At 51.5% G+C, this 24,638-nt stretch carries 23 protein-coding genes; 11 read left to right on the top strand and 12 right to left on the bottom strand.

What is annotated here, in order from left to right:
* Nucleotides 1–2 precede the first annotated feature (2 nt).
* The 3 genes from astB to spy all read left to right on the top strand — a co-directional run bounded on the left by astB (nucleotide 3) and on the right by spy (nucleotide 3,357).
* Nucleotides 3–1,334, top strand: coding sequence for an N-succinylarginine dihydrolase (gene astB / locus IX31_RS04850; RefSeq protein WP_034456040.1), 1,332 nt, complete (start codon nucleotides 3–5; stop codon nucleotides 1,332–1,334).
* A 141-nt stretch (nucleotides 1,335–1,475) separates the two neighbouring features.
* A complete protein-coding gene (gene astE, locus IX31_RS04845) occupies nucleotides 1,476–2,441 on the top strand; it encodes a succinylglutamate desuccinylase (RefSeq protein WP_034456038.1) in 966 nt (321 codons plus the stop codon).
* 433 nt (nucleotides 2,442–2,874) lie between these two features.
* Nucleotides 2,875–3,357: an ATP-independent periplasmic protein-refolding chaperone Spy gene (spy, locus tag IX31_RS04840; protein ID WP_034456037.1), complete on the top strand. Its 483-nt coding sequence runs from the start codon at nucleotides 2,875–2,877 to the stop codon at nucleotides 3,355–3,357.
* Nucleotides 3,358–3,496: 139 nt separating this feature from the next.
* Here spy and hutG read toward each other — a convergent pair whose 3' ends face one another.
* Nucleotides 3,497–4,294 carry an N-formylglutamate deformylase gene (hutG, locus tag IX31_RS04835; RefSeq protein WP_034456036.1) on the bottom strand — a complete coding sequence of 266 codons (798 nt, stop codon included), beginning with the start codon at nucleotides 4,292–4,294 and terminating at the stop codon, nucleotides 3,497–3,499.
* On the bottom strand, nucleotides 4,278–5,507 hold the full coding sequence (gene hutI, locus IX31_RS04830) for an imidazolonepropionase (RefSeq protein WP_034456035.1): 1,230 nt from the start codon (nucleotides 5,505–5,507) through the stop codon (nucleotides 4,278–4,280). The genes hutG and hutI overlap by 17 nt, the downstream gene beginning before the upstream one ends.
* 174 nt (nucleotides 5,508–5,681) lie before the next feature.
* On the opposite strand from hutI, the gene IX31_RS04825 reads away from it, so the two are divergent.
* Both IX31_RS04825 and ves read left to right on the top strand, forming a co-directional pair.
* Nucleotides 5,682–7,046 carry a formimidoylglutamate deiminase gene (locus IX31_RS04825; RefSeq protein WP_034456034.1) on the top strand — a complete coding sequence of 455 codons (1,365 nt, stop codon included), beginning with the start codon at nucleotides 5,682–5,684 and terminating at the stop codon, nucleotides 7,044–7,046.
* The gene (ves, locus tag IX31_RS04820) at nucleotides 7,046–7,591 is read left to right on the top strand and encodes an environmental stress-induced protein Ves (RefSeq protein WP_034456033.1); all 546 of its coding nucleotides are present in this window, start codon (nucleotides 7,046–7,048) and stop codon (nucleotides 7,589–7,591) included. Before IX31_RS04825 ends, ves begins: the two co-directional genes overlap by 1 nt.
* On the opposite strand, the gene hutC is transcribed toward ves, so the two are convergent.
* Nucleotides 7,592–8,344, bottom strand: a complete 753-nt coding sequence (hutC, locus tag IX31_RS04815; RefSeq protein ID WP_034456032.1) for a histidine utilization repressor — start codon at nucleotides 8,342–8,344, stop codon at nucleotides 7,592–7,594.
* 154 nt (nucleotides 8,345–8,498) lie between these two features.
* On the opposite strand from hutC, the gene hutH reads away from it, so the two are divergent.
* Both hutH and hutU read left to right on the top strand, forming a co-directional pair.
* The gene (hutH, locus tag IX31_RS04810; protein ID WP_034456030.1) at nucleotides 8,499–10,043 is read left to right on the top strand and encodes a histidine ammonia-lyase; all 1,545 of its coding nucleotides are present in this window, start codon (nucleotides 8,499–8,501) and stop codon (nucleotides 10,041–10,043) included.
* Between the two features lie 17 nt (nucleotides 10,044–10,060).
* On the top strand, nucleotides 10,061–11,746 hold the full coding sequence (hutU, locus tag IX31_RS04805) for a urocanate hydratase (RefSeq protein ID WP_034456028.1): 1,686 nt from the start codon (nucleotides 10,061–10,063) through the stop codon (nucleotides 11,744–11,746).
* Nucleotides 11,747–11,754: 8 nt separating this feature from the next.
* On the opposite strand, the gene cho is transcribed toward hutU, so the two are convergent.
* From cho to nadE, 3 genes are all read right to left on the bottom strand, one after another.
* Nucleotides 11,755–12,630 (bottom strand): excinuclease Cho, encoded by an 876-nt coding sequence (cho, locus tag IX31_RS04800; protein ID WP_034456027.1) that lies wholly within the window; start codon nucleotides 12,628–12,630, stop codon nucleotides 11,755–11,757.
* 69 nt (nucleotides 12,631–12,699) lie between these two features.
* The gene (gene yddG / locus IX31_RS04795) at nucleotides 12,700–13,590 is read right to left on the bottom strand and encodes an aromatic amino acid DMT transporter YddG (protein WP_034456026.1); all 891 of its coding nucleotides are present in this window, start codon (nucleotides 13,588–13,590) and stop codon (nucleotides 12,700–12,702) included.
* Between the two features lie 110 nt (nucleotides 13,591–13,700).
* On the bottom strand, nucleotides 13,701–14,528 hold the full coding sequence (gene nadE / locus IX31_RS04790) for an ammonia-dependent NAD(+) synthetase (protein ID WP_034456025.1): 828 nt from the start codon (nucleotides 14,526–14,528) through the stop codon (nucleotides 13,701–13,703).
* A gap of 274 nt (nucleotides 14,529–14,802) precedes the next feature.
* Between nadE and osmE the strand changes: the two genes are divergently transcribed.
* Both osmE and IX31_RS22765 read left to right on the top strand, forming a co-directional pair.
* Nucleotides 14,803–15,144 (top strand): osmotically-inducible lipoprotein OsmE, encoded by a 342-nt coding sequence (gene osmE, locus IX31_RS04785; RefSeq protein WP_034456024.1) that lies wholly within the window; start codon nucleotides 14,803–14,805, stop codon nucleotides 15,142–15,144.
* A gap of 106 nt (nucleotides 15,145–15,250) precedes the next feature.
* A protein-coding gene (locus tag IX31_RS22765) for an IS3 family transposase (protein WP_122973986.1) occupies nucleotides 15,251–16,506 on the top strand; the annotation gives its coding sequence in 2 pieces (ribosomal slippage) (nucleotides 15,251–15,602 and nucleotides 15,602–16,506; 1,257 coding nt in all).
* A gap of 43 nt (nucleotides 16,507–16,549) precedes the next feature.
* Here the strand turns inward: IX31_RS22765 and katE are convergent.
* Nucleotides 16,550–18,808 carry a catalase HPII gene (katE, locus tag IX31_RS04770; RefSeq protein ID WP_034456022.1) on the bottom strand — a complete coding sequence of 753 codons (2,259 nt, stop codon included), beginning with the start codon at nucleotides 18,806–18,808 and terminating at the stop codon, nucleotides 16,550–16,552.
* Between the two features lie 157 nt (nucleotides 18,809–18,965).
* Between katE and cedA the strand changes: the two genes are divergently transcribed.
* Nucleotides 18,966–19,205, top strand: coding sequence for a cell division activator CedA (cedA, locus tag IX31_RS04765; protein ID WP_034457154.1), 240 nt, complete (start codon nucleotides 18,966–18,968; stop codon nucleotides 19,203–19,205).
* A 79-nt stretch (nucleotides 19,206–19,284) separates the two neighbouring features.
* Here cedA and IX31_RS04760 read toward each other — a convergent pair whose 3' ends face one another.
* The 5 genes from IX31_RS04760 to hxpB all read right to left on the bottom strand — a co-directional run bounded on the left by IX31_RS04760 (nucleotide 19,285) and on the right by hxpB (nucleotide 23,918).
* A complete protein-coding gene (locus tag IX31_RS04760; RefSeq protein ID WP_034456021.1) occupies nucleotides 19,285–19,971 on the bottom strand; it encodes a tetratricopeptide repeat protein in 687 nt (228 codons plus the stop codon).
* Between the two features lie 131 nt (nucleotides 19,972–20,102).
* Nucleotides 20,103–21,494, bottom strand: a complete 1,392-nt coding sequence (locus tag IX31_RS04755) for an L-cystine transporter (RefSeq protein ID WP_034456019.1) — start codon at nucleotides 21,492–21,494, stop codon at nucleotides 20,103–20,105.
* Nucleotides 21,495–21,627: 133 nt separating this feature from the next.
* The gene (locus tag IX31_RS04750; protein ID WP_034456017.1) at nucleotides 21,628–22,218 is read right to left on the bottom strand and encodes a metal-dependent hydrolase; all 591 of its coding nucleotides are present in this window, start codon (nucleotides 22,216–22,218) and stop codon (nucleotides 21,628–21,630) included.
* A gap of 113 nt (nucleotides 22,219–22,331) precedes the next feature.
* A complete protein-coding gene (kduD, locus tag IX31_RS04745) occupies nucleotides 22,332–23,093 on the bottom strand; it encodes a 2-dehydro-3-deoxy-D-gluconate 5-dehydrogenase KduD (RefSeq protein WP_034456016.1) in 762 nt (253 codons plus the stop codon).
* A 156-nt stretch (nucleotides 23,094–23,249) separates the two neighbouring features.
* The gene (hxpB, locus tag IX31_RS04740; protein ID WP_034456014.1) at nucleotides 23,250–23,918 is read right to left on the bottom strand and encodes a hexitol phosphatase HxpB; all 669 of its coding nucleotides are present in this window, start codon (nucleotides 23,916–23,918) and stop codon (nucleotides 23,250–23,252) included.
* Nucleotides 23,919–24,085: 167 nt separating this feature from the next.
* Here hxpB and IX31_RS04735 point away from each other — a divergent pair, with 167 nt between their 5' ends.
* Nucleotides 24,086–24,622, top strand: coding sequence for a YniB family protein (locus IX31_RS04735; protein ID WP_034456013.1), 537 nt, complete (start codon nucleotides 24,086–24,088; stop codon nucleotides 24,620–24,622).
* Nucleotides 24,623–24,638: the final 16 nt, after the last annotated feature.

Genomic DNA, 24,638 nt, shown 5'->3' with positions numbered 1-24,638 from the left:
TCATGAAAGCGCGTGAAGTTAATTTTGATGGACTGGTGGGTTTGACCCACCATTACGCCGGGCTTTCTTTCGGTAACGAGGCATCAACCAAACACCAGTTCCGTGTTTCCAACCCGAAGCTTGCCGCTAAACAAGGTTTGCTGAAGATGAAAGCGCTGGCGGATGCCGGGTTTGCACAAGGGGTCATCCCGCCTCAGGAGCGGCCTAACATTCCGCTGCTGCGCCAGTTAGGTTTTAGTGGCAGCGACGAACAGATTGTTGCGCGCGTAGCAAAACAAGCCCCCCAACTGCTGTCGGCGGTGAGCTCGGCTTCCTCAATGTGGGTGGCGAACGCTGCGACAGTCAGTCCGTCGGCAGATAGCCTCGATGGCAAAGTCCACTTCACCGTAGCGAACCTGAACAACAAGTTCCACCGTGCAAGCGAAGCGCCAACCACAGAAAATGTCTTGCGAGCCATCTTCCGTAACGAGGACTATTTTTGCGTTCATGGCGCATTGCCGCAAGTCAGTATGTTTGGCGACGAAGGGGCGGCAAATCATAACCGTCTCGGCGGCGCGTATGGCGAGCCATCGACACAGCTTTTTGTTTATGGCCGCGAAGAAGCTAAAGCAGGATTGGTTCCGGCACGTTACCCGGCTCGCCAGACGTTAGAGGCAAGCCAGGCAGTTGTAAGGCTTAACCAGGTTAACCCGGATTTAGTGGTTTACGCGCAACAAAACCCGACGGTTATCGATCAGGGCGTGTTCCATAACGACGTAATCGCGGTGTCGAACCGCCAGGTATTGTTCTGCCATGAGCAGGCATTTCTTCATCAACATGCGTTATACGAGCAGTTGCGTGTTAAAGTGCCCGGATTCACGCCTATTGAAGTTCCCGCAAATAAAGTTTCAGTGGCCGATGCGGTCGCAACTTATCTGTTTAACAGTCAGTTATTAAGCCGTGGCGATGGCAGCATGACGCTGATTTTGCCAGAAGAATCCCGCCAGCACGCAGGCGTCTGGCGTTATCTCAATGAAGTGTTGGCAGCCGATAACCCAATCAGCGAACTTAAAGTGTTTGACCTGCGCGAAAGCATGGCAAACGGCGGTGGTCCGGCTTGTCTGCGCCTGCGCGTCGTCCTGAACGAAGCGGAACAAAAAGCGTTAAACCCCGCGGTGATGATGAATGACACGCTGTTTGTTACGCTCAATAACTGGGTCGACCGTTGGTACCGTGACCAACTGACTCAGGCTGATTTAGCCGACCCACAGTTGTTGCACGAAGGACGCGAAGCACTCAATGAACTGACTCATATACTAGACTTAGGTTCTGTTTATCCATTTCAGCATGAGTAGACTATCTTATTTGTCATTTCGGCCCTGGGCAGTGCTCAGAATCTTCACGTACTTTGTGTACGTTTCGGTTCTTGCGCGCTGTCCTTGACCAACCTGACTGCATCGATAATGTCTACTGGTTAGTTTTATACAGGAGGCACAATGTTGGATTTTTTGGCGCAAACTCTGGCGGGTAAAGTGCCAACTCCGAGCTCCGGAGAAAATGCCCATCTGCATTGGCAGTGGTGGGATGAAGGTATTTTGACACTGTCCCCACATCAGGCGACGCAAAAAACGCTGGTGTTGTCGGCAGGGGTTCACGGTAACGAGACTGCGCCAGTAGAAATACTCGCGCAACTGGTGGATAGCCTGGTTGCCGGTGAAATAGCGTTGCAATGGCGGTTGCTGGTCATTCTTGGCAATCCTGCGGCACTGCGTAGCAACCAGCGCTATCAGCACAGTGACATGAACCGTATGTTTAGCGGCGGTTGGCAGCAATTCCCGGAAAGCATTGAAACACAACGTGCCTGCCGACTTGAGCATGCGTTAGATCTGTTTTTGGCCGAATGTGAAGAGACCATCTGCTGGCACCTGGATATGCATACCGCCATTCGCAGCTCCTTGCACCCACGTTTCGGCGTCTTGCCTTCGCGTCCATTGCCATATGATGAGGAATTTCTCTCCTGGCTGGGCTGTGCGGGATTACAGGCTCTGGTGTTTCATCAGGAGCCTGGTGGCACTTTTACCCATTTCAGCAGCGAACATTTCAATGCGCTTAGCTGCACGCTCGAGCTGGGCAAGGCGCAGCCATTTGGCGAAAACGATCTCAGCCAGTTTGAGGTGACAAAACAGGCATTACAGGCATTGCTAAGCGGTGAGGCGGCGAAGCCCGTTGAAAGTAAGCCGTTACGCTATAAAGTGGCGCAACAGATTACACGCCACAGCGAAGCCTTTGTGTTGCATATGTCCGCGCAAACACAGAACTTCACTGCATTCCCGAAAGGCACATTGCTGGCAGAGGATGGTGATACGCAATATATAGTGAAAGAAGATATTGAATTTGTGCTATTCCCGAATCCTAATGTAGCGCTCGGGTTACGAGCCGGTTTGATGCTGCGCGAAATATAAATAACTTGGCCCCGTTTTTTGGGGCTAATAAATAATCATTCAGCAAACAATGATGTACAGATAAATCTTAGAGCACATCTTTTCCCTACGTAATAATTACTATACAATATCTTCATAATTTCTTTAAAATCATTGCCTTGTTATATTCTGTTGCAATTCCTCTCTGCATTATCCTTATTCTCTTCATAATTGCTGCAAATTTGTTGTTTACCCTTTCAATGCTTTACCGACGGGGACTATTACTTGACGCATAACCCCGTAGACTTAATTTCGTCAACGCGGCAGACCTTGTCGTAATTATAAAGTAATTGCCCTATAGATTTTCAGTTACAGCAACGCGGCATGTATTTGCGTCCTGAGAGCTAAGTGACCAGGATGTGCGGCCAACACAGCAGTAGCGGAAAAGCTGACGGGAAGAAGAGGAATAAACACTATGCGTAAATTAACAGCTCTCTTTGTTGCTTCAACTCTGGCTCTGGGCGCGGCGAACCTGGCTCATGCAGCTGACACCACCACTGCTGCAAAAACAGATGCACCGATGATGCACCACAAAGGTATGCGCGGTGGCTATCACGACATGATGTTTAAAAACCTGAACCTGACCGATGCGCAGAAACAGCAAGTGCGTGACATCATGAAAGAACAGCGCGGTAAAATGGAGCGCCCTTCTGTAGAAGAACGTCGTGCGGCGCACAGCATTATCGCCAGCGACAGCTTCGATAAAGCTAAAGCACAGGCTCAGGTAGATAAAATGGCTGAGCAGAACAAAGCCCGCATGATGGCTCATATGGAAACGCAGAATAAGATCTACAACATTCTGACGCCAGAACAGAAAAAACAATTTAATGCTAATTTTGAGAAGCGTCTGACAGAACGCCCTCAACATGAAGGTAAAATGCCTGCTGATCAGGAATAACTGATCGACTGACTTAAGACCGCCGGTCCTGTCCACAATAGCGATATCGCAGTGGACAGGACCGGCGGTTTTCTTTTGTGTCGGATGAGGCTATTGCACGACCTGTGGTTTGGTTTCGCAGGGTGGATAAGCCATAGGCTCAGGCTATCTGCTGCGCACTACTCAACATTGAACGGATAAGCTGCTCGAGCAACGGCTGCAACTGCCCGGCACGATCGGAACGCCATGCAAACGGCGGCTGCTCATCCATATAATTACATTGTGCCAGTTCTAGCTGCACTGCATGAACCCCTTGCGACGGCTGCCCGTAAGCGCGGGTGATATAGCCGCCTTTGAAACGCCCATTTGCCACCCAGCTAAATTGCTTTTGCGATGCCGCACAAGCCACCAGATGCTCTTCTATTAATTCATCACAACTTTTACCGCCGTTAGTACCGAAATTAAGATCCGGAAGTCTGCCTTCGAACAAACGTGGAATATGGCTGGCGATGGAATGGGCATCAAACAACAGCGCATAGCCGTGTTCCGCTTTCATTCTCTCCAGTTCACTTTGTAACTGCTGGTGGTAGGGCTGCCAGATATTGTCCAGTGCCGCTTTTCGTTGTTCCGCGCTCGGCTCTTTTCCTGGAATAAACACCGGGGTGCCATCAAATAGTGTTTCGGGATACAGACCTGTAGTGGCGGTGGTGTACAGCGGTTTGTCGTCTGCCGGGCGGTTGAGGTCGATAACCATGCGCGAATAATTGCCGGTAATAACACTTGCACCCAGTGCGTGAACAAAATTATAAAGCTTCGGAATATGCCAGTCGGTGTCAGGCAATGGTTTTGCTGCGTCGCTTAGGGCCGACTCAACTTCTGGCGTTAGTGCGGTGCCTGCGTGCGGAATACTGATAAGGATTGGCAGTTTCCCACGACTGAAATTAAAAGATGCTGTCACGTTTCTCTCCCTGATAAATAACGGTGCAGGGCAATTGCCCCCCTAACCAATAGACCAGTTCTGCGGGACGTGCCACGGGCCAGTGCACAAAGTTAGCAACTTTTCCGCACTCAAGGCTGCCGTGGCTTTCACGGATACCCAAGGCCTGCGCGGCATGCAGCGTGACGCCCGCCAGCGCTTCTTCTGGCGTTAATCCAAACAGAGTACAGGCCATATTGAGCATTAAACGCAGAGAAAGCGCGGGTGAGGTGCCAGGGTTTACGTCACTTGCGACCGCCATCGGCACACCGTATTTGCGGAATGCGGCAACCGGAGGTTGTTGTTTTTCTCGCAGCAGATAAAACGCACCCGGCAGCAGCACGGCAACGGTGTTCGCAGCGGCCATCGCTTGCGCGTCAGTATCGGTTGCGTATTCAAGATGGTCGGCCGATAACGCCTGATACTGCGCCGCAAGGCTGCTGCCCGCCAGCGCTGACAGTTGCTCGGCATGCAGTTTTACCGGCATTCCCAGAGTGCGGGCAGCGCTAAAAACCTTCTCGGTTTGTGCGGGGCTAAAAGCCAGATGCTCGCAAAAGGCATCGACGGCATCGGCCAGTTTTTCTTGAGCTACACGCGGGAGTAACTGTTCGCAAACCACTTCAACCCATCTGTCACTGTCACCGTTAAATTCGGGAGGAACAGCATGAGTTGCAAGACAGGTGGCATAAACTTCTACCGGCAGGATTTCCCCGAGTTTGCGGATCACGCGCAGCATTTTGATTTCATTGTCGATATCCAGCCCATATCCCGACTTAATTTCGACAGTCGTCACGCCTTCATGCAGCAGATGTTGCAGGCGCTGGCGGGCGGAGTGCAGTAATTCCTCTTCATCCGCTTCACGCGTGTGGCGAACGGTGGAAATAATCCCGCCGCCCTGGGCTGCAATTTGCGCGTAACTCATGCCATTTAAACGCATCTCAAACTCTGCACTACGATCGCCACCAAACACCAGGTGGGTATGGCAGTCGATAAAACCTGGCGTGATGATCCCGCCTTCAAAGTGGTGATGGGCCTGAGCGCTAATATCGGGGAGCGCTTCGCGCTTACCGATCCAGACTATTTTCCCCTGATCTACGGCGATAACCCCATTTTCAATCAGCTGGTATTGCCCCTCTTTCATTGTGACGAGCGTTGCACCGCTCCACAGGCTGTCAATGCTGCGAGGATAAGGCATGATATTCTCCGTGTCAGGTTGTATAGACAATTGACTACAAGCTAGCGCAGCCAGCGCTTTTCGGCAACTTGCGTCAGCCGAATTATGACGGCGGTAAACAAGTTTGAAATTTGGTTTGCGTTAGCTGTAATTAATCGCTAAATCATTGGCATCGCAAAAGAAGGAATCAAATCCATGCCTGCATTTTATGCTCCAGTTGTGATGCTCCCACAAGGTTGGGGGCACAATGTGCGCATTAGCGTCAACGAACAAGGAACGATTACTCACGTCGAAGTTGGTGCTTCAGGGGAAAATGCCACATTGCTTCCGGGCATCGTGATTCCTTCTATCTCAAACTTGCACTCGCATGCGTTTCAGCGGGTGATGGCGGGGTTGACGGAAGTGGCGGGCAATCCGCAGGACAGTTTCTGGACGTGGCGCGACATGATGTATCGCATGGTCCAAAAACTATCCCCCGAACAAGTCGGTGCCATTGCCACTCATTTGTACATTGATATGCTCAAGGGTGGTTACACTCAAGTAGCTGAATTTCACTATTTACATCATGACGTTAACGGAAAACCGTATGCGTCAGGTGATTTGATGCTACAGCAATTGCTGGTTGCTGCCGATAACAGCGGAATAGGGCAAACGTTGCTGCCGGTGCTCTACAGCCACGCCGGTTTTGGCGCGCAACCGCCGCAGCCGGGGCAAAAAAGATTTATCCAGGATGTCGACCGCTATCTTCGTCAACAGCAGGCGCTGGGTAACGCGCTTCGCCGTTATCCGTTGATTAACCACGGCCTGTGTTTTCACTCATTAAGGGCGGTCACGCAGGAGCAAATGGAAGATGTGCTGGAAGCGAGCGATTACCGCTTGCCGGTGCATATTCACATTGCCGAGCAAGAGAAAGAGGTGGATGACTGCCTCGCCTGGAGCGGAGAACGCCCGGTGGACTGGTTATATAACCGCTTTGCGGTGGACGACCGCTGGTGTCTGGTTCATGCCACGCATTTATCCGCTGAAGAGTTAACTCAAATTGTGGAAAGCCGCGCGGTGGCAGGCTTGTGCCCTACGACTGAAGCAAATCTCGGTGATGGGATTTTCCCAGCCACCAATTTCATTGCTCAGGGCGGCCACTGGGGGGTGGGTTCTGACAGCCATGTCTCGGTTAGTGCACTGGAAGAATTACGCTGGCTTGAGTACGCGCAGCGCCTGCGTGATAAAAGGCGCAACCGCATTGTGTTGCCAGAATTGCCTCAGGTTGGCGAAGTTCTGTGGCGCCAGGCCGCCGTAGGTGGCGCACAAGCTTGCGGCGTAACGATGGGGATGATTGCGCCGGGGCAGCGTGCTGACTGGTTAGTGCTCGAGCGTGATTCATGGCTTGCACATGTTGAAGATTACGCGATTTTAAATCGCTGGTTATTTGGTGGACGCAGCGAACAAATACGAGACGTGTGGGTTGCTGGAAAACAGGTGATAACCGACAGGCAGCATCCGCTCGATGAACAAAGTAATGCACAGTTTGCGCAGGTGATGCGCACTCTTCAGGAGTGGTGATGGAATTCTTTGATATACGGAAAGTGCCCGTCAGCTTGTGGCGTAACGGGGCCGGAGAAACCCGCGAAATTTGCTGTTTTCCGCCCGCGACACGCGATTTCAACTGGCGTGCCAGTATCGCGTCAATCGCCAGTAGCGGCGAGTTTTCAGCTTTCCCTCAGGTAGACCGTGTCATCACCTTGCTTGAAGGAGGGGAAGTGGTTCTGGATGCCGGAAAGGCGTTTCGTCATACCCTAAAGCACTTTCAGCCTTTTGCTTTTGCCGGTGATTACACGGTTAAAGCCGAGCTAAAGCAGGGTATGTCGATGGATTTCAATATTATGACGCACCGCGACCGCTGCCGCGCCAAAGTGCGCGTTGCAGACCGCACATTTACAACCTTCGCTCCGCGTGGTGGCATTGTTTATGTGCTCAGCGGTGAGTGGCAACTGGGTGACAAACTACTGACCCCGGAGCAAGGTGCGTGGTGGCAAGATGGCCGCCACACCTTGCGCTTACTGAAGTCGGAAGGGAAGTTGCTGTTTAGCGAAATTACCTATCTCTGATCACTGCCCGGTAAAACTACCGACCAATTGATAACGTGAGCCTGGATATAGCAGCCGGGCTACCGTCACTACCTGTGAATGGTGCCAGGTGCGGCGTTGAATCAATAAACAAGGTTGATTGGTCGTCACTTCTAGCAGCCCTTGCTGTGATTCATCGGCCAGCACGGCTTCCACAATGTGTTCACCTGAAGTAAGCGGTGCGACTTTGCTCAGATAATGGTGTGGCGTTTCCAGGCGAAAATCTTGTTGCAGATAATCTGCGGCAAGCGCCGGGTTCACATAGCGCGTTTCCAACTGTACTGCCATATCGTTGTCGTAGTGAACCAGTTGCGAATAAAACAGTGGCTCACCAACGTTGATTGAAAACGCATGTGCCAGCTTTTCATCAGCCTTAACTTGTTCAAGAGCTACCACCTGATTGCGGTAGTGATGGCCTCGTGCGGTAATCTCTTCGGCAATACTGCCCACTTCAAGCATCGCAGTATGGCCTTTTTGTTCAGCGACAAAGGTTCCCACACCCTGCATTCGCACCAGCCAGCCTTCTCCGGTCAATTCCCGCAGCGCCCGGTTAATCGTCATTCTGCTGACATTCAGTGCATTGACCAGTTCTGTTTCCGAAGGCACTCGCTGGTGAGCAAGCCAGTTTCCGCTGCGGATCTGGCTGATAATTCCCTGCTTAACCCGCAAATAAATAGGGGCAGGGAGATCGCTGATAGCGGAACGTAACTGCTCCAGAGTTTCTGAATCAGACATGTTTTGTCCTTTCTTATAATGTGGGTTAAGCGCGATCCCGCTCACTAATCTATAAAAATTACCTATGACGTACTGGCGGTGATTTGGGTTTATTAGTTAGGTTGTCTATACAACTCTATACGTTCATATGAATTGATGCCATCAGGATGTCATTATGTCGCTGCAAAAAAAGCTTTGCTCTCTTACTCCGGGGCGCGTAACGCTCGCCACATTGCGTGAAATTTATCACGGCACCGTGACTCTGAGTCTTGATCCACAGGCGGTTGATGCCGTGGTTAAATCACAAAAAACCGTTGAAGCTATCGTCAATCATGGCGATGTGGTTTACGGCATCAATACCGGCTTTGGCAAGCTGGCGCAAACGACCATTGCCAAAGAACATCTGGCGGAATTACAGCGCAACCTGGTGCTGTCACACAGCGTGGGCCTGGGTAAACCGTTGCCGGATGATGTGGTACGTCTGGTGATGGCCAGCAAAATTATTAGCCTCGCGCGTGGCCATTCAGGTGTGCGTATGGAGGTTATCGACAGTTTATTACGCCTGTTTAATGCGGGTGTGATGCCGGTTATTCCGGAAAAAGGCTCAGTGGGCGCATCGGGCGATCTCGCACCGCTGGCACATCTTTCGCTGATGTTGTTGGGCGAAGGAAATGTGCGTTTCAACGGCGAAGAATTGCCAGCCATTGCAGGACTAAAAATGGCGGGCGTTGAGCCGCTGGTGCTCGGTCCAAAAGAGGGGCTGGCCTTACTTAATGGCACGCAAGTTTCTACCGCACTGGCGTTGCGTGGCCTGTTTGAAGGCGAAAAAGTGTTTGGTGCGGGGCTGGTGGCAGGGGCGTTATCCCTTGAAGCGATTAAAGGCTCGGTGAAACCTTTCGATGCTCGTATTCATGAAGCGCGTGGGCAGACTGGGCAAATCGATGTTGCGACGGCAGTCAGAGCATTGCTTGCCGACAGTGAAATTGTTGACTCTCATCAGCACTGCGGGCGTGTACAAGATCCGTACTCTATCCGTTGCGTACCGCAAGTCATGGGGGCGTGTCTCGATAACTTGCGCCACGCCGCGCGCGTGCTGCAAATTGAAGCCAACGCCGCGTCCGATAACCCACTGGTGTTTAGCGAAACCGGCGAAGTGATTTCCGGCGGGAATTTCCATGCCGAACCGGTGGCGTTCGCCGCCGATATTATCGCACTGGCCGTGGCTGAAATTGGTGCGATTTCTGAACGTCGCCTGGCACTGCTGCTGGATACCGGTCTTTCTGGCTTGCCGCCATTCCTGGTGAAAGAGGGCGGAATTAACTCCGGCTTTATGATTGCACAGGTGACTGCCGCAGCGCTGGCATCTGAAAATAAATCGCTGGCACATCCTGGCAGCGTGGATAGTCTGCCGACATCGGCAAACCAGGAAGATCACGTTTCAATGGCAACCTACGCCGCACGCCGTCTGGGAGACATGTGTTTCAACACGGCTGCTGTAGTGGGAATCGAAGCAATGGCGGCTGCCCAGGGCATTGAGTTTTCCCGCCCATTACGCAGTTCACCGATCATGGAGCAGGTCTTTAATGGCGTGCGTGAACGTGTTGCCTTCCTTGATAAAGACCGCTTACTGGCACCGGATATCGAAAGCATGCGCCAGTGGGGTTGTAGTGGTGAATTACCTGCTGCTATTACACAACTTTTCCCTTCTACGTCGGCCTGATGCCGGGAGCCACTACAATGACTGAAACTGTAAAACAGGCGGTAGCCCGCACGTTACGCGCGCCACATGGCAGCACATTGCACTGCGAAAACTGGCTGATCGAAGCCGCTTACCGCATGATCCAGAATAACCTTGACCCGGATGTTGCAGAGCGCCCGGAAGATCTGGTGGTGTATGGCGGGATCGGCAAAGCCGCTCGTAACTGGGAATGCTTAGAACAGATCCTTACCTCGCTGCGCAGCCTGAAAGCTGACGAAACGTTGCTGGTGCAATCCGGTAAACCTGTCGGGATTTTCCGCACTCACGCTGATGCACCGCGCGTATTGATCGCCAACTCCAACCTCGTTCCGCACTGGGCAAACTGGGATCACTTCCACGAATTAGATAAAGCCGGGCTGATGATGTACGGTCAAATGACTGCGGGTTCGTGGATTTACATCGGTGCGCAGGGCATCGTGCAGGGTACGTTTGAAACTTTCGCTGAAGCGGGGCGTCAGCACTACAACGGCGATCTGCGCGGCAAGTGGATTCTCACCGCAGGGCTTGGCGGCATGGGCGGCGCGCAGCCACTGGCAGGCGTGCTGGCTGGGGCTTCTGTGTTAGCCATTGAATGCCAGGAGTCGCGCATTGATTTCCGTCTGCGCACGCGTTATCTGGATTACAAAGCGACAAATCTTGATGAAGCGCTGGCGATGATCGAAAAAGCCAATGCAGAGAAAAAAGCGATCTCCGTTGGCCTGTTGGGTAACGCCGCTGAATTGCTGCCAGAACTGGTTAAGCGGGCAAAAGCAGGTGGTATTAAGCCTGATATCGTGACCGATCAAACCTCCGCGCACGATCCGGTCAACGGTTATTTGCCGCTGGGCTGGACGGTGGAACGCTGGCAGAACGAGCGCACTTCACAGCCAAAAGCGGTGGAAAAGGCGGCCCGCGCTTCAATGGCGGTACACGTTCAGGCGATGCTCGACTTCTGGGAAATGGGCGTGCCGACGGTGGATTACGGTAACAATATCCGCCAGGTGGCGTTTGATGAAGGCGTGGAAAATGCTTTTGATTTCCCGGGTTTTGTTCCTGCCTATATTCGCCCACTGTTTTGTGAGGGCAAAGGCCCATTCCGCTGGGTAGCACTTTCTGGCGATCCGGAAGATATCGCCAAAACGGATGCGAAACTCAAAGAGCTATTCCCGGATAACCAGAATCTGCATCGCTGGCTGGATATGGCGCAGGAACGCATCGCATTCCAGGGCTTACCGGCGCGTATTTGTTGGCTGGGGTTGGGCGAACGACATCTTGCAGGGCTGGCGTTTAACGAAATGGTGCGCAACGGCGAGCTGAAAGCGCCAGTGGTGATTGGGCGCGACCATCTGGATTGCGGTTCGGTGGCTTCACCGAATCGTGAAACCGAGGCGATGAAAGATGGTTCAGATGCGGTTTCCGACTGGCCATTGCTCAACGCACTGTTAAATACCGCAGGCGGTGCAACGTGGGTGAGCCTGCATCATGGCGGTGGTGTGGGGATGGGCTTCTCGCAGCACGCTGGTGTGGTAATTGTCGCAGACGGTACACCAGAGGCTGCTGTGCGCTTAGGGCGTGTGCTGTGGAATGACCCAGCCACCGGTGTGATGCGCCATGCCGATGCGGGCTATGAAAGTGCGGTTGAATGCGCCCACGAGCACGATCTGAAATTGCCGATGGTGAAATAAATTGTCTGTCAAACGGTGGAGCGAGAAAGCTCCACCACTTCGTAATCTCCGCTCAATACCAACTTGCACAAAATCTTGTAGCCATCGTTATCAAAGCCTTTCGGCGGCGCGGCGAGTTTATTTGCTTCCCGCAGATTTTGCACCGATCCGAGATAAAACCAGCTATCGATGATGTGGTACTGCGTCATCTCCGGCCCGGTTTCCTTCAGGCCAACCGGCCCTTGCCATGGCCAGCACATTACCCGAATGCGTTCCATGGCTGCCAGCAAACGTGCGTGATGCTCTTCGACGGTTTCTCTTCCGCAACATGCACCGGCACAACGCTTTAAACCTGCGCGGAAACAGGCGCGCCCGGCGCTGAGTGTTTCCAGCCCCAGCAAGCCGTAACAAAGCTGATGTTCATCGGCCAGGGTTTGCAGTGTTTGCAAAGCCGTGCGGCGGTTGGCGTACAGGCCGTATAACCCTGTTTGCTTCGAAAAATCCACATCACGGGCGTAAACCACCTGCGGTTTAACGCCGCCAAATTGCAGCGAACAAAGCTGGCGGTTACGGCGCAGGCGTTTATTAAACAGCGGTTGCTGTTCTTTAATCATCTGCGCTTCAAGCAGTAGCGCACCCAGTTCGCCCGCCGTGCGGGTAAAGGTGATGCGGCGGGACTGGCGCAACAGGGCTGCCTCGTCCGGCGTGCGGAAATGGGACATAACGCGGCTGCGGATGTTGACGCTCTTGCCGATATAGAGCGGCATGAGATCGCTTTCGCCGTGAAAAACATACACCCCGGAGGTTTTTGGGAGATCTTCAAGCCACGTGCGGAGATGTTCGGGATATTCGTAAACTGCTGCTGCTTCAAATTGCATGCGCGGAGCGCTGACACGCCTGACCACTGCTTAAACTCCTGAATACTGGTTACCTGTACAGTGTAGCAGGGAATCGGAGCGCAAAAAAGCGGCAATTTAGCCGTAACGGCGGGTTGCTAACCAACATAAAAGCGACCCGGCCACCACCATTATCACACCCTGCCAGAATGCCCAACCGGGATGTAAGCCTAACCACAGACTGGCGATTAGCGCCGATAACACTGGCGTAAAGTACGAGGCAGTTGCCAGCAACGTCATGTTCCCGCGCTGAATGCCATTATTCCAGGCTGAATAAGCGACTGCCGTGGAAACGCCCATAAACAACAGTTGCAGTGTCGAAGGCAGCGTAAAGTGAATAGGGGCTTCGCTGACAAAAGCGAATTTAACCCACAGCACAATGGCGGTGGCGCAGAAAAACAGCGAGACGCCATTTTTGCCGTCGCTCCAGCGGCGCGTAATATTGCAATAAAGCGCCCAGATTAGTGCGGCGGCAAAAGCTAGTCCGTAGGCCAGCGGGTTATCGAGAATGTTGTGCCACATCAGCAACGGCGACCAGTCGCCATCGCCTTTCATCACCTGGACAATACCCGCCAGCGAGAGCGCAAGCCCCGGCCAAAGCCACAAGTTGCTGCGTTGTTGATTGATAAACAGCGCCAGTAGAATAGTGAGGCTTGGCCACAAATAGTTAATCATCCCCAGTTCCAGCGACTGGCTGCGGCTGTGCGCAAGGCCAATCGCCAGCGCGAGGCTGATCTCATAAGTGACAAATAGTGCGCCGCCAATCCACAAATAGCGGAGCGGTATTTCGCGAACCTTGGGTAACCCGCGCGCCAGACACAAGCACGCCGCGCTGACGGTGTAAATCAGCGCAGCACCACCAACGGGGCCAAAATGTTCGCTGATGCTACGCAGTAAACCAACCGAAGTGCTCCAGAGAAGGATCGCGAGCAGACCGAATAGGGTGGCGCGTTGAGTAGAACTGTCCATGCGATCTCGAAATGTGTCGGGTGGCGCTGTGCTTACCCGACCTACGTGAAAGAATTGAATGGCCGTAAACGTAGGGCGGATCAGCTTGCGCCATCCGCCGTTAAAACAGCTTACTTTTTCCAGAAATCATCGAAAACTGTAATCGGCGGGCGACGTTTGTGTTCGGTTTTCAGATACCAACCTTCGATGATTTTGCTGGTGGCTTCGTCCAGCGTTTTACCTTCCAGGTAGTCATCAATCTGCTCGTAGGTCACGCCCAGCGCAGCTTCATCTGGCAGAGAAGGGCGATCGTCTTCGAGATCCGCTGTTGGGGCTTTCTGATACAGATGTTCCGGGCAGCCGAGGGTTTTAAGCAGCGCTTTCCCCTGGCGCTTATTGAGGCGGAAAATTGGGTTGATGTCGGTGCCGCCATCGCCGTATTTGGTGAAGAAGCCGGTCACCGCTTCTGCGCCGTGGTCAGTACCCACAACAACACCTTTGGTCATGCCTGCAATGCTGTATTGCGCTTTCATGCGCTCACGTGCCTTTTCGTTGCCGCGAATAAAATCGCTCAGCTCAATGCCCGCTTCGCGCAGCGCTTGTTCGCTCGCCAGCACAGCACCTTTGATATTCACGGTTAATACGCGGTCTGGCTGGATAAAGGCGATAGCATCCTGGCAATCTTGCTCATCGGCCTGAACGCCAAACGGCAAACGTACTGCGATAAACTGGTAACTTTCGTCACCGGTCTCATCACGCAGTTCATTGATGGCAAGCTGGCAGAGTTTACCGGTAAGAGTTGAGTCCTGGCCGCCGCTAATACCCAGCACCAGCGACTTAATAAATGAATATCTTTTCAGGTACGACTTCAGGAAATCAACGCTGACACGAATTTCGTGTTCCGGGTCGATCTGTGGTTTCACCCCTAGTGCCTGGATAATCTCTTGTTGCAGAGCCATTTAACCCTCCGGTGCAATTTACCTGCGCATACAGGTAGCAAAAGTCAGATTTGTTAAAACTACCCGTTTGTAGTTAAAACGACAAGGCTCATGGGAGAGTGGTTTTGCCGTTTGGTGTGATTTAGAGCTATTTGGTACGTTCTGGAGCTAACCTGGTGTTTTGTTTAATAATCCTAAAATTTGTTCATTTGGTCTGCTTAGTTGAAAAATGCGCTTTTATATTCCAGGCTTATCTAACACGCATGAGCAATACCCTGAAAAACGAGGATAAAATATGAACAAGACTTTTGTAGGAATTTTAAGCGCCGCAGCGGTTATGACAATGTTGGCTGGTTGTACCGCGTATGACCGCACTAAAGATCAGGTTGCCACTCCTGTTGTTAAAGATGTGAAAAAAGGCATGAGCCGTCAGCAAGTTCAGCAAGTCGCAGGCAAACCGTCTTCAGAAGTGACCATGATTCACGCTCGTGGTACTTGCCAGACTTATATTCTGGGCCAGCGTGATGGTAAAACAGAAACCTATTTCGTCGCGCTTGATGATACCGGACATGTGATGAATTCGGGTTATCAGACTTGTGCGGAATACGATACCGACCCGCAGGTTAAACATAAGTAATTCCCTCTTTAGTAAAAAAGCCGTCACGTTTGTGACGGCTTTTTTATGGTCACTGACCCGTCCTGAATAGCGTTGACACGTTCCTGACTTAAATCCGGAGAACGTGATGATGACTGAGTTCAAACGCACCCAACGTGATTATCCTCTATCCTTTAAAATAGCCGTTGTTGAGCAGGTTGAAAAAGGCGAGATGACCTATAAACAGGCCCAGCAGCGGTATGGCATCCAGGGGCGCTCCACCGTTCTTGTCTGGCTGCGTAAATATGGCCGGCTTGACTGGAGTCCCGGACTTCCTGACCTGGTGAAGAGGAAACGGCCTGTGGCTCAGACGACTATCCCGCTTACACCCGAACAAAGAATCAGGGAACTTGAAGAACAGCTTGAGCTGGCGAACCAGAAAGCGGAGTTTTTTGAGTCGATTATCAATGTCCTGAAAAATGATTACGGGGTGAGTGTCGTAAAAAAGCGGCACGGCAAGTCCTCGCGCAAAGTCCGGCCCCCAAAATAACCGTTACGCGCGCATGCCAGTTCCTGGGGCACAGCAGACAGGCGTGGTATCAGGACAACACAAGGCGCAGAAAACGCCAGGAACAACATGCCCGGGTTCTTGCGTTTGTTACCCGCGTCAGGTGTCGTCAGCCGCGAATCGGTACGCGTAAACTGCACTATCTGCTGAACACTCAGGCCGATAACATGCTGAATATAGGACGAGACCGTCTGTTTAACCTGCTGAATGAATACCGGCTCCTGGTGCCAGTGAAACGGGCGTATCACAAAACCACCAACAGCCACCATCGCTTTTACCGGCATCCTAATTTGCTGAAACCCGGCCCGGGACAGGTTACCGCCCTTGAGCCAGAGCAGGTCTGGGTTGCCGACATTACGTACCTTCCACTGCTCAGTGGCACAGCTTATCTGAGTCTGGTCACAGATGCCTGCTCCAGAAAAATCATGGGTTATCATGTCGGGGAAAACCTGCAGACAGAAAATGTGGTAAAAGCGTTCAGACAGGCTCTGAGGCGAAGAAAAACGACGGGGTCCCTGGTTCATCACTCTGACAGAGGACTGCAATACTGTTCAGTGCTTTATCAGTCAGTCCATGAGAAAAACGGGATAACCTGTTCAATGACCGATGGTTATGACTGCTACCAGAATGCGCTGGCTGAGCGAATAAACGGGATCCTGAAAAATGAGTTTTTACTCTCGCGTCCTGCAGACCTGGCGCAGGCCCGGGAAATGGTAAAAGAATCCGTGGCGATTTATAACCATGAGCGGCCACACCTGGCCCTGAAATACAAAACGCCCGATGATGTTCATCAGGCGTTTTACAGACAGAAAACTGTCAACGTATATCAGGACTAGTCACACCTTTAAACCACCTCCTCCGGAGGTGGTGATTGATTTGCTACGCGGGCAGATGGGCAATTTTACTGTCGCGTGCCCAAACCCGATGGGCGGCGAGAAGTTTAAGGAATTCACTGGTGAATTTGGCAGTGACGGTGTCACCTTCAACCACACCTTCTTCTCCCTGTGCATCTATACCCAGTTTCTTTTTAAACTGGCGCGCATCTCCAGCCAGGCCAATGACTTTCAAATGTTTATACGCCTCCAGCAGATAGTAGGCGGCATCGCCGTTATCCAGAATGGATTTCAGGTCGCCCCCCGGCACAATCACCGCATCCACCGTTACCGACGGTGAACCTGTGAAGGTCGCCGCGATAGGCAACAGGGAACCATCGTCTGCGCTGATTTCACCCATGCGCGAGAAGAGCAGTTTGGTATGCACGCCTTGCGCTTTTAACGCCTTCATGGTGGCTAATACATCTGTGGCTTTAGTGGTTTCATTCAGTAGAATCGCCACCACACGCCCTTTCACTGTGCCGCTCGGCACCGCGTACAGACTCAGGCTCGGATCTTTCTTCAAGCCGTTCACATCTTTTGGCGGCGCGACGTGCATCTGTTCATCAGACAGTTCGATACCCAGATTTTCCGCGACCGGTTGGGCAAGGGAAATATCGATATGTGTCAGATGATCCAGCACTCTTTCGCGGATATACGGCCTTGCGACTTTTGATAATTCAAAGCTAAACGCGTTAATAATATGCTGCTGCTCGACAGGCGTCTGACTTTGCCAGAACAGGCGAGGCTGAGAATAATATTCCCCGAACGACGGGCTGCGCTCACGAACTTTATGCCCCTCGATGCGTTCCTGATAACTTTCAAAACCACCCCGTTTAGGCCCCGGAGGCGTCTCTCGTGGCCAGTTATCGTTGATGGAGTTTGGCTCGTAGTTGGCTGGATTGCTGTCGATATCCATGCGGTGCATGCCGTCACGCTGGAAATTGTGATAAGGGCAGGTCGGGCGGTTTATCGGTATTTCATGGAAATTTGGCCCCCCCAGACGGCTGATTTGGGTATCGGTGTAGGAGAATAAACGCCCCTGCAATAGCGGATCATTACTGAAATCCAGCCCCGGAACGATGTGGCCTGGGTGGAACGCCGCCTGCTCGTTCTCGGCGAAGAAGTTGTCCGGGTTACGGTTGAGCGTCATTTTGCCCACCAGATGAACCGGCACTAATTCTTCCGGAATTAATTTGGTCGGGTCGAGCAGATCAAAATCGTATTTAAATTCATCTTCTTCCGGGATTAATTGCAGGCCTAATTCGTATTCCGGGAAATCGCCCGCTTCAATAGATTCCCAAAGATCGCGACGGTGGAAATCGGGGTCGCGGCCTGTTAGTTTTTGCGATTCATCCCAAACCAACGAGGCTTTACCGGCGGTCGGCTTCCAGTGGAAACGCACGAACGTCGCTTTACCCTCGGCGTTGATCATGCGGAAAGTATGGATGCCGAAACCTTCCATGGTGCGATAGCTGCGCGGCAGGCCACGGTCAGACATCGCCCAGATGACGTTGTGCAGCGTTTCGGGTTGCAGGGAGACATAATCCCAGAAAGTATCGTGGGCGCTGCCGCCTTGCGGGATAGCCCAGTGTGGCTCGGGTTTTACGGCGTGGACGAAATCCGGGAATTTATGCGCATCCTGAATGAAAAAGACCGGCGTATTGTTGCCGACTAAATCGAATATGCCTTCTTCGGTATAAAACTTGGTGGCGAATCCGCGAATATCGCGCACCGTGTCGGCTGAGCCTGCACCGCCTTGTACGGTAGAGAAACGCACAAATACCGGCGTGATTTTATCGGGATCAGAAAGGAAATCTGCTTTGGTCACTTCTGCCATATTTTTGTATGGCTGGAAATAACCGTGCGCCGCAGAACCACGCGCGTGGACGATACGCTCGGGAATACGCTCATGGTCAAAATGGGTGATTTTTTCCCGCAGGATAAAATCTTCCAGCAGTGTAGGACCGCGTGTACTGGCACGCAGTGAGTTCTGGTCATCGGCAATGCGCACACCCTGGTTGGTGGTGAGAGGGAAGTTCTCACCATTTTTGCGATGAGGATCGAGCGATTTAAGTTTTTCGTTTGAGGTATCAGGGCTTTTAAAACTCCCCGGTGCGGTAGGTTGCGCTCCCGGTGGGGATGGCTCAGCGGAAGGCTGGTGAGATCCATCTTCAGGTGCCAGTGAATCCATACCAGGCTTTGACTCGTTAGCGTCATGTACAGGTGCACTGTGATTCGAAGGGTGCTTATCGTTCTTCGACATTGAACTCATCTCCTGTTTTAGTTCTGCTATTAATGGGCCTTTTATGGCCAAAACAGCTTTAACTATAGAACAAGGTCATCTCAACGCGAGACGAGAAGGGGCGTTCTCCGCTATCATAGCGAAGTTGTTCATCAATTTAGTTTTGATTCCATTGCCTATGAAACCTTTGCGCCAACCGAATACTCGTCCCGTTCTTACGTACCAACCGCGTGTTGAACCCGCACCACCGGCTCATGCCTTGCGAGTGGATGGGTTTAAGGATGTGTGGCTACTACGCAATCGCTACGTGGCTTTTGTACTGGTAGGGAATGCGTTCCGTCAGTCACCGCCCTTTACCTTACCGGAATCGGCACAACGTTGGGCAACACAGGTCAGACATGAAAATGAGATTTACTGAGAGAAGAACGAGCTCAGAGCTGTTTTAAGAAATATGAATTTAAAGGCCTGCCGGGTGCAGGCCCTGCAACGAAAATAACTTATCCGCCGTTACTGATCCGCTCAAACTCTTCGCAACCGGTATCAAAGCCTTCAGTGCAACTCAAATTCAGCCACTGCAAGGCACGCTGTTTATTGACAGCGATAAAACCTTTTTCGCCATTTAAAAATAGCATTCCAGCCCAGTACTCGGCATAACCCGTGCGGGAGAGTGCAGAGCTGCGTTTAAACCAGAAAGTGGCTTTTTCATCATCTTGCGCAGCCCCTACACCGTTGGCGTAGATCAACCCTAGTAACATTTGCGCATCGACTGCTGAGTCACTTTCTATATCCTGCGAGGCGCTTTCCAGCAGTGTAATGGCCCTCGGGTAATCGGGTTTACCCGCTTGTGTATTAACGAAAATACGCGCCAGAGTCACTTTCCCTGCCAGGCTACCTCGTTGTACGGCTTGTTCTGCTAACGACTTAGCCTGCTGATAATCTGCAGTGGCGGGATCATGAATTTTGAGTTGGGCCAGTAATGCCATGGCATCGGCATCACCCTGAGCCGCTGATTTGGCAGCCCAGCTTTCAGCCTGCTGATATTCACCGGCGCTAACCAAAGTATCGGCAAGATAGAATTGCGCGCGGCTATCACCTTGCTGCGCATGTTGTAGATAAGGGCTATCGAGATTTTCTGCCCAGACGCCAGAGACACAGAAGAAAAGTAGAATGGAGAGTCGTTTCATTGAGGGAAGAGGTCCGTAGAAGGCTAAAGTATTTTGGCACCCTGAAAGGGGCTCTAAGTTATAAATAAAAAACGGTTCCCTTTTACAGGAACCGTTTATTGTCGCAGATTCTACGGTGGTTTTGCTACTGATTAGCGATGTGCCAATTCCGCTTCTTCATCGCTATTGAGTAATTCTTTATCCGTCTGTTTCATCAACTGGCTGGTGATAGTACCCGCAGTCATTGAACCGCTAACGTTGAGTGCGGTACGACCCATGTCGATAAGTGGCTCAACAGAAATCAGCAACGCGACCAGTGTGACCGGCAAGCCCATAGCTGGCAGAACAATCAGGGCTGCGAAGGTTGCACCGCCACCGACCCCTGCAACACCTGCGGAGCTTACGGTTACGATACCAACCAGAGTGGCAATCCATATAGGGTCCAGTGGGTTAATCCCGACTGTTGGCGCGACCATCACTGCCAGCATGGCAGGATACAGGCCAGCACAACCGTTCTGGCCAATTGTGGCACCAAAGGACGCCGCAAAGCTTGCGATGGACTCAGGAACACCCAGACGGCGAGTTTGCGCTTCAACGTTCAATGGAATGCTGGCTGCGCTAGAACGACTGGTGAAGGCAAATGTCAGGACAGGCCAAACCTTGCGGAAGTATTTCAGCGGGCTGACGCCGTTTACGGCCAGCAATACTGCATGCACGCCGAACATAATTGCCAGACCCAGATAAGACGCAACCACAAAACTGCCGAGCTTGATGATGTCTTGCAGGTTTGAACCAGCAACAACTTTAGTCATCAGTGCAAGTACACCGTATGGCGTCAATTGCATGACCAGACGTACCAGCTTCATTACCCAGCTTTGCAGCGTATCGATCGCAACCAGAACACGTTCACCTTTCGGTGCGTCGTCTTTCAGCAATTTCAGAGCAGCGACACCCAGGAAAGCGGCGAAAATGACCACGCTGATGATTGAGGTTGGATTCGCCCCAGTCAGGTCAGCAAACGGATTCTTCGGCACGAATGACAGAATCAGCTGCGGCACGTTCAGGTCAGCCACTTTGCCCACATAAGTGGTTTCAATGGTACTCAGACGGGCTGTTTCAGCAGTACCTTGTACCAAACCTTCAGCCGTCAGGCCGAACAGGTTGGTAACTAACACGCCAACAAGTGCTGAAATCAAAGTGGTAAACAGCAAGGTTCCGATGGTCAGGAAGCTGATTTTCCCCAGTGAAGAGGCATTATGCAGACGAGCTACCGCGCTCAGAATTGAGGCGAACACTAATGGCATGACGATCATTTGCAACAGTTGTACATAACCGTTACCAACGATGTTAAACCACTGGATAGATTGTTTAAGTACCGGGCTGTCTTCGCCATAAATGGTGTGCAGCGCAAGGCCAAACACGACGCCCATTACTAAACCAAGTAGTACTTTCTTTGCCAGACTCCACTGTTTGTGGCGAGTTTGCGCCAGCAACAGCAGCAGAATAACGAACACGATAACGTTCGCTATAAGTGGAAAATTCATCCCCGTATCTCCTGAGTGTTTTTTAAATAGATGGACTGATTGCCATCTTTATTCTGTAAATCGTACCAGAAGCTTAGAGCGACACTTATATTCAAAAGGAATTGATTATTACATTTTGAGTGGTTTCGTCTAATTATTGTGCCGAATGGTGATTTAAAAGACTGTTGAAGGTCATTTGCATGGAAATTATCACCTGTGATGACCAACGCACCGCACTGTTATCGGGCAAACTTTGCGGCATCCACACTGCCAAACCAAAAAGCGCCATACACAAAACGCGTTCAAGTTGGTTGCCTTTTTGCGGTCTGACAATCGGAAAGCGAAAGCGCAAACGGCATGGCCATAGCAGTGGAACTCCAGCAGGGGTAAGCATATCTGCCAGAATATGGCTCAAATAACCCAACACCATACCTTGTAGCGCATCGGCGGGAATAACCCAGCTTTCAGGGACTTTAAGATAGAACAGTGCAAGGCTTGCAAACACCGCAAACAAACTGTGTGTGAAGCCCCTATGACCGCAGGCACGGGCGATAGGTTTAGAAATCCATGGCAGACGCTGGCCCAGGAACGACTTTGGATGATCGATATCTGGTAATAAGCAGGTCAGAATGGCTGATGGCACAATATGCCACCAGTCTCCTTGAGCAAGCACGGGCGTGAGTTCGGCGTTTTTCGCGAAAACTGCGCAGGCAATGGAAAAAAGAAGATGGCCTTCCGCCGTCATGATACTACCTGGATGAAAACTGTCGATTCATACAGTATAGGGATTTTATACAGTAGACGGAAGAGGTGACGGCGTAACATTTTGCAACCGCCGGTTACCCGGCGATAGCCTATTTAGCGGGCCAGCCAGCCTCCGTCGACGGCAATGGTATATCCGTTGACGTAATCGGACGCACTTGATGCGAGAAAAACTACCGGGCCTTGTAGATCCGCGGGAACTCCCCAACGGCCTGCTGGAATACGGTCAAGTATTTCCTGGCTGCGGACTTCGTCATCACGCAGTTGCTGAGTATTGTTGGTAGCCATATATCCGGGGGCAATGGCATTCACATTAATATTGTATTGTGCCCATTCGTTTGCCAGAAGTCGTGTGACACCGAGCACCGCGCTTTTTGATGCCGTATAAGAGGGAACACGTATACCGCCCTGGAATGACAACATTGAGGCGATATTAATGATTTTCCCGCTACCACCTTGCGTGATGAATTGTTTTGCTACCGCCTGAGAGAGAAAGAACACTGATTTAATGTTCAGGTTCATCACGTCGTCCCAGTTTTTCTCACTAAACTCAAGAGCGTCTTCGCGGCGAATGGTGCCCGCGTTATTGACCAGGATGTCTATTTTCCCCATCCCAGACACGGCTTGTTCGATGATACCTGGTATAACCTCGTGCTGGCTTAAATCGGCCTGGATGGCGAGAAAACGTCGCCCTAGCGCTTCCACTTTTTGCGCGGTTTCGTGCGGAGTTTTGCGGTTCACACTAACGATGTCACAACCAGCCTCAGCAAGGCCGATCGCCATTCCCTGACCCAGTCCAGTATCACAGCCTGTGACGATTGCGACTTTACCCTGCAGATTAAAAGCATCGAGAATCATAGTTACCCCGGTATCCGGAAAAGCGCATATGCGCGTGTAAATAAAGAATAGATACGGGATGGAGGAAATTCAAATTAATATGAAATGGCGTTTCAATAATTTTGACGGAGGTATGATTTTGAGAAAGGTGCGGGGAGCCCCGCACCTTATAAAATATTAGCCAAGCAGGTGTTCGGCACGTAATTCAACCAGTGACGGGAGTTTTACGTTGGCAAGGCACCAGCGCACATCAGCATGGTTTTCTTCGGCGGGAACCACGATTGAACGCATACGCGCAGCTTTTGTAGCAATCATCCCATTTACGGAATCCTCGAGCGTCACACAGGCAAGGGGATCAACACCTAATTTTGCTGCGGCATCCAGGTAAACCTGAGGGTGCGGTTTGCTGTAAGTCAGGTGTTCAGCTGAGGCGATGGCATCAAATTGGTCACGCAGATCAAACAGTTCCAGAACACGTTCAAGCATATGCAGAGGTGATGCAGAAGCTAAACCTACTTTCAGCCCCTGTGCTTTGCACAAAGCAACGGCTTCACGCACGCCAGGCAAGAGAGGGCGTTTTTCTTCAACTAGGGAGATGGCACGGGTAATGACTCGGTTAGTCACTTCTTCACGCGTTGGGCCATTCCACGGTTGATGGGCGAACCACAGGTCGACAACCAGATCGATACGCAAACCCAGGGTATCGGGCAGTTCGCAACGGCGGGAGATATCCACACCAATGCTTGCCATAACCTCCAGTTCGGCTTCATCCCACAGCGGTTCTGAATCAATTAGCAAACCGTCCATATCAAAAATTGCAGCTAAAATTTGGCGAGTAACAGCCATTTATCGACTCCTGTCATTTATGTATTAAAGATAAGATCTCTAATCAATAGCTGGAATTATCTGAGGATGCCACCGCTTTGTGAAATTCGTCCGTAAAGCTCAGGCGAAATCACACCGGACAAGGTAGACTTTGTGCGTACAAGTTACGTCTTAACCAAGGGGAACGAATGACGTATCAACAAGCTGGACGCATTGCCGTACTCAAACGTGTGGCTGGCTGGGTGATTTTTATCCCGGCAGTAATTTCTACACTGATTTCGATTTTGAAGTTTATGGATGCGCATAGCGAAAAACAGGCGGGCATTAATGCCGTGATGCTGGATTTTGCTCATGTCATGATCGAGATGATGCGTTTCAATACGCCATTTTTAAATTTCTTTTGGTACAACTCGCCCCAACCGGAGTTCCATCAGCAGGCAAACGTGCTGTTTTGGGTTATCTACGCGCTGATTTTTATTGGCCTTGCGTTGCAGGCGTCGGGTGCGCGTATGAGCCGCCAGGCTAAATTTTTGCGTGAAGGTGTGCAAGATCAGTTGATTCTGGAGCAAGCGAAAGGCCCGGATGGATTAACTAAAGCTCAGATCGACGCAAAAATCGTCGTGCCACGACACACGATTTTCCTGCAAATTTTCCCACTCTATATTTTACCCATCATCATTATCGTCATCGGTTACTTCTTCTTTTCTTTACTGGGTTTCATCTAGAAAACGCCACTCCTGA

Source organism: Buttiauxella noackiae (assembly GCF_000737905.1).
In the GTDB taxonomy this organism is placed as follows: Bacteria; Pseudomonadota; Gammaproteobacteria; order Enterobacterales; family Enterobacteriaceae; genus Buttiauxella; species Buttiauxella noackiae.
The sequence above is the reverse complement of the archived record's forward strand: the minus strand, read 5'-3'. Positions and strand labels throughout refer to the sequence as shown.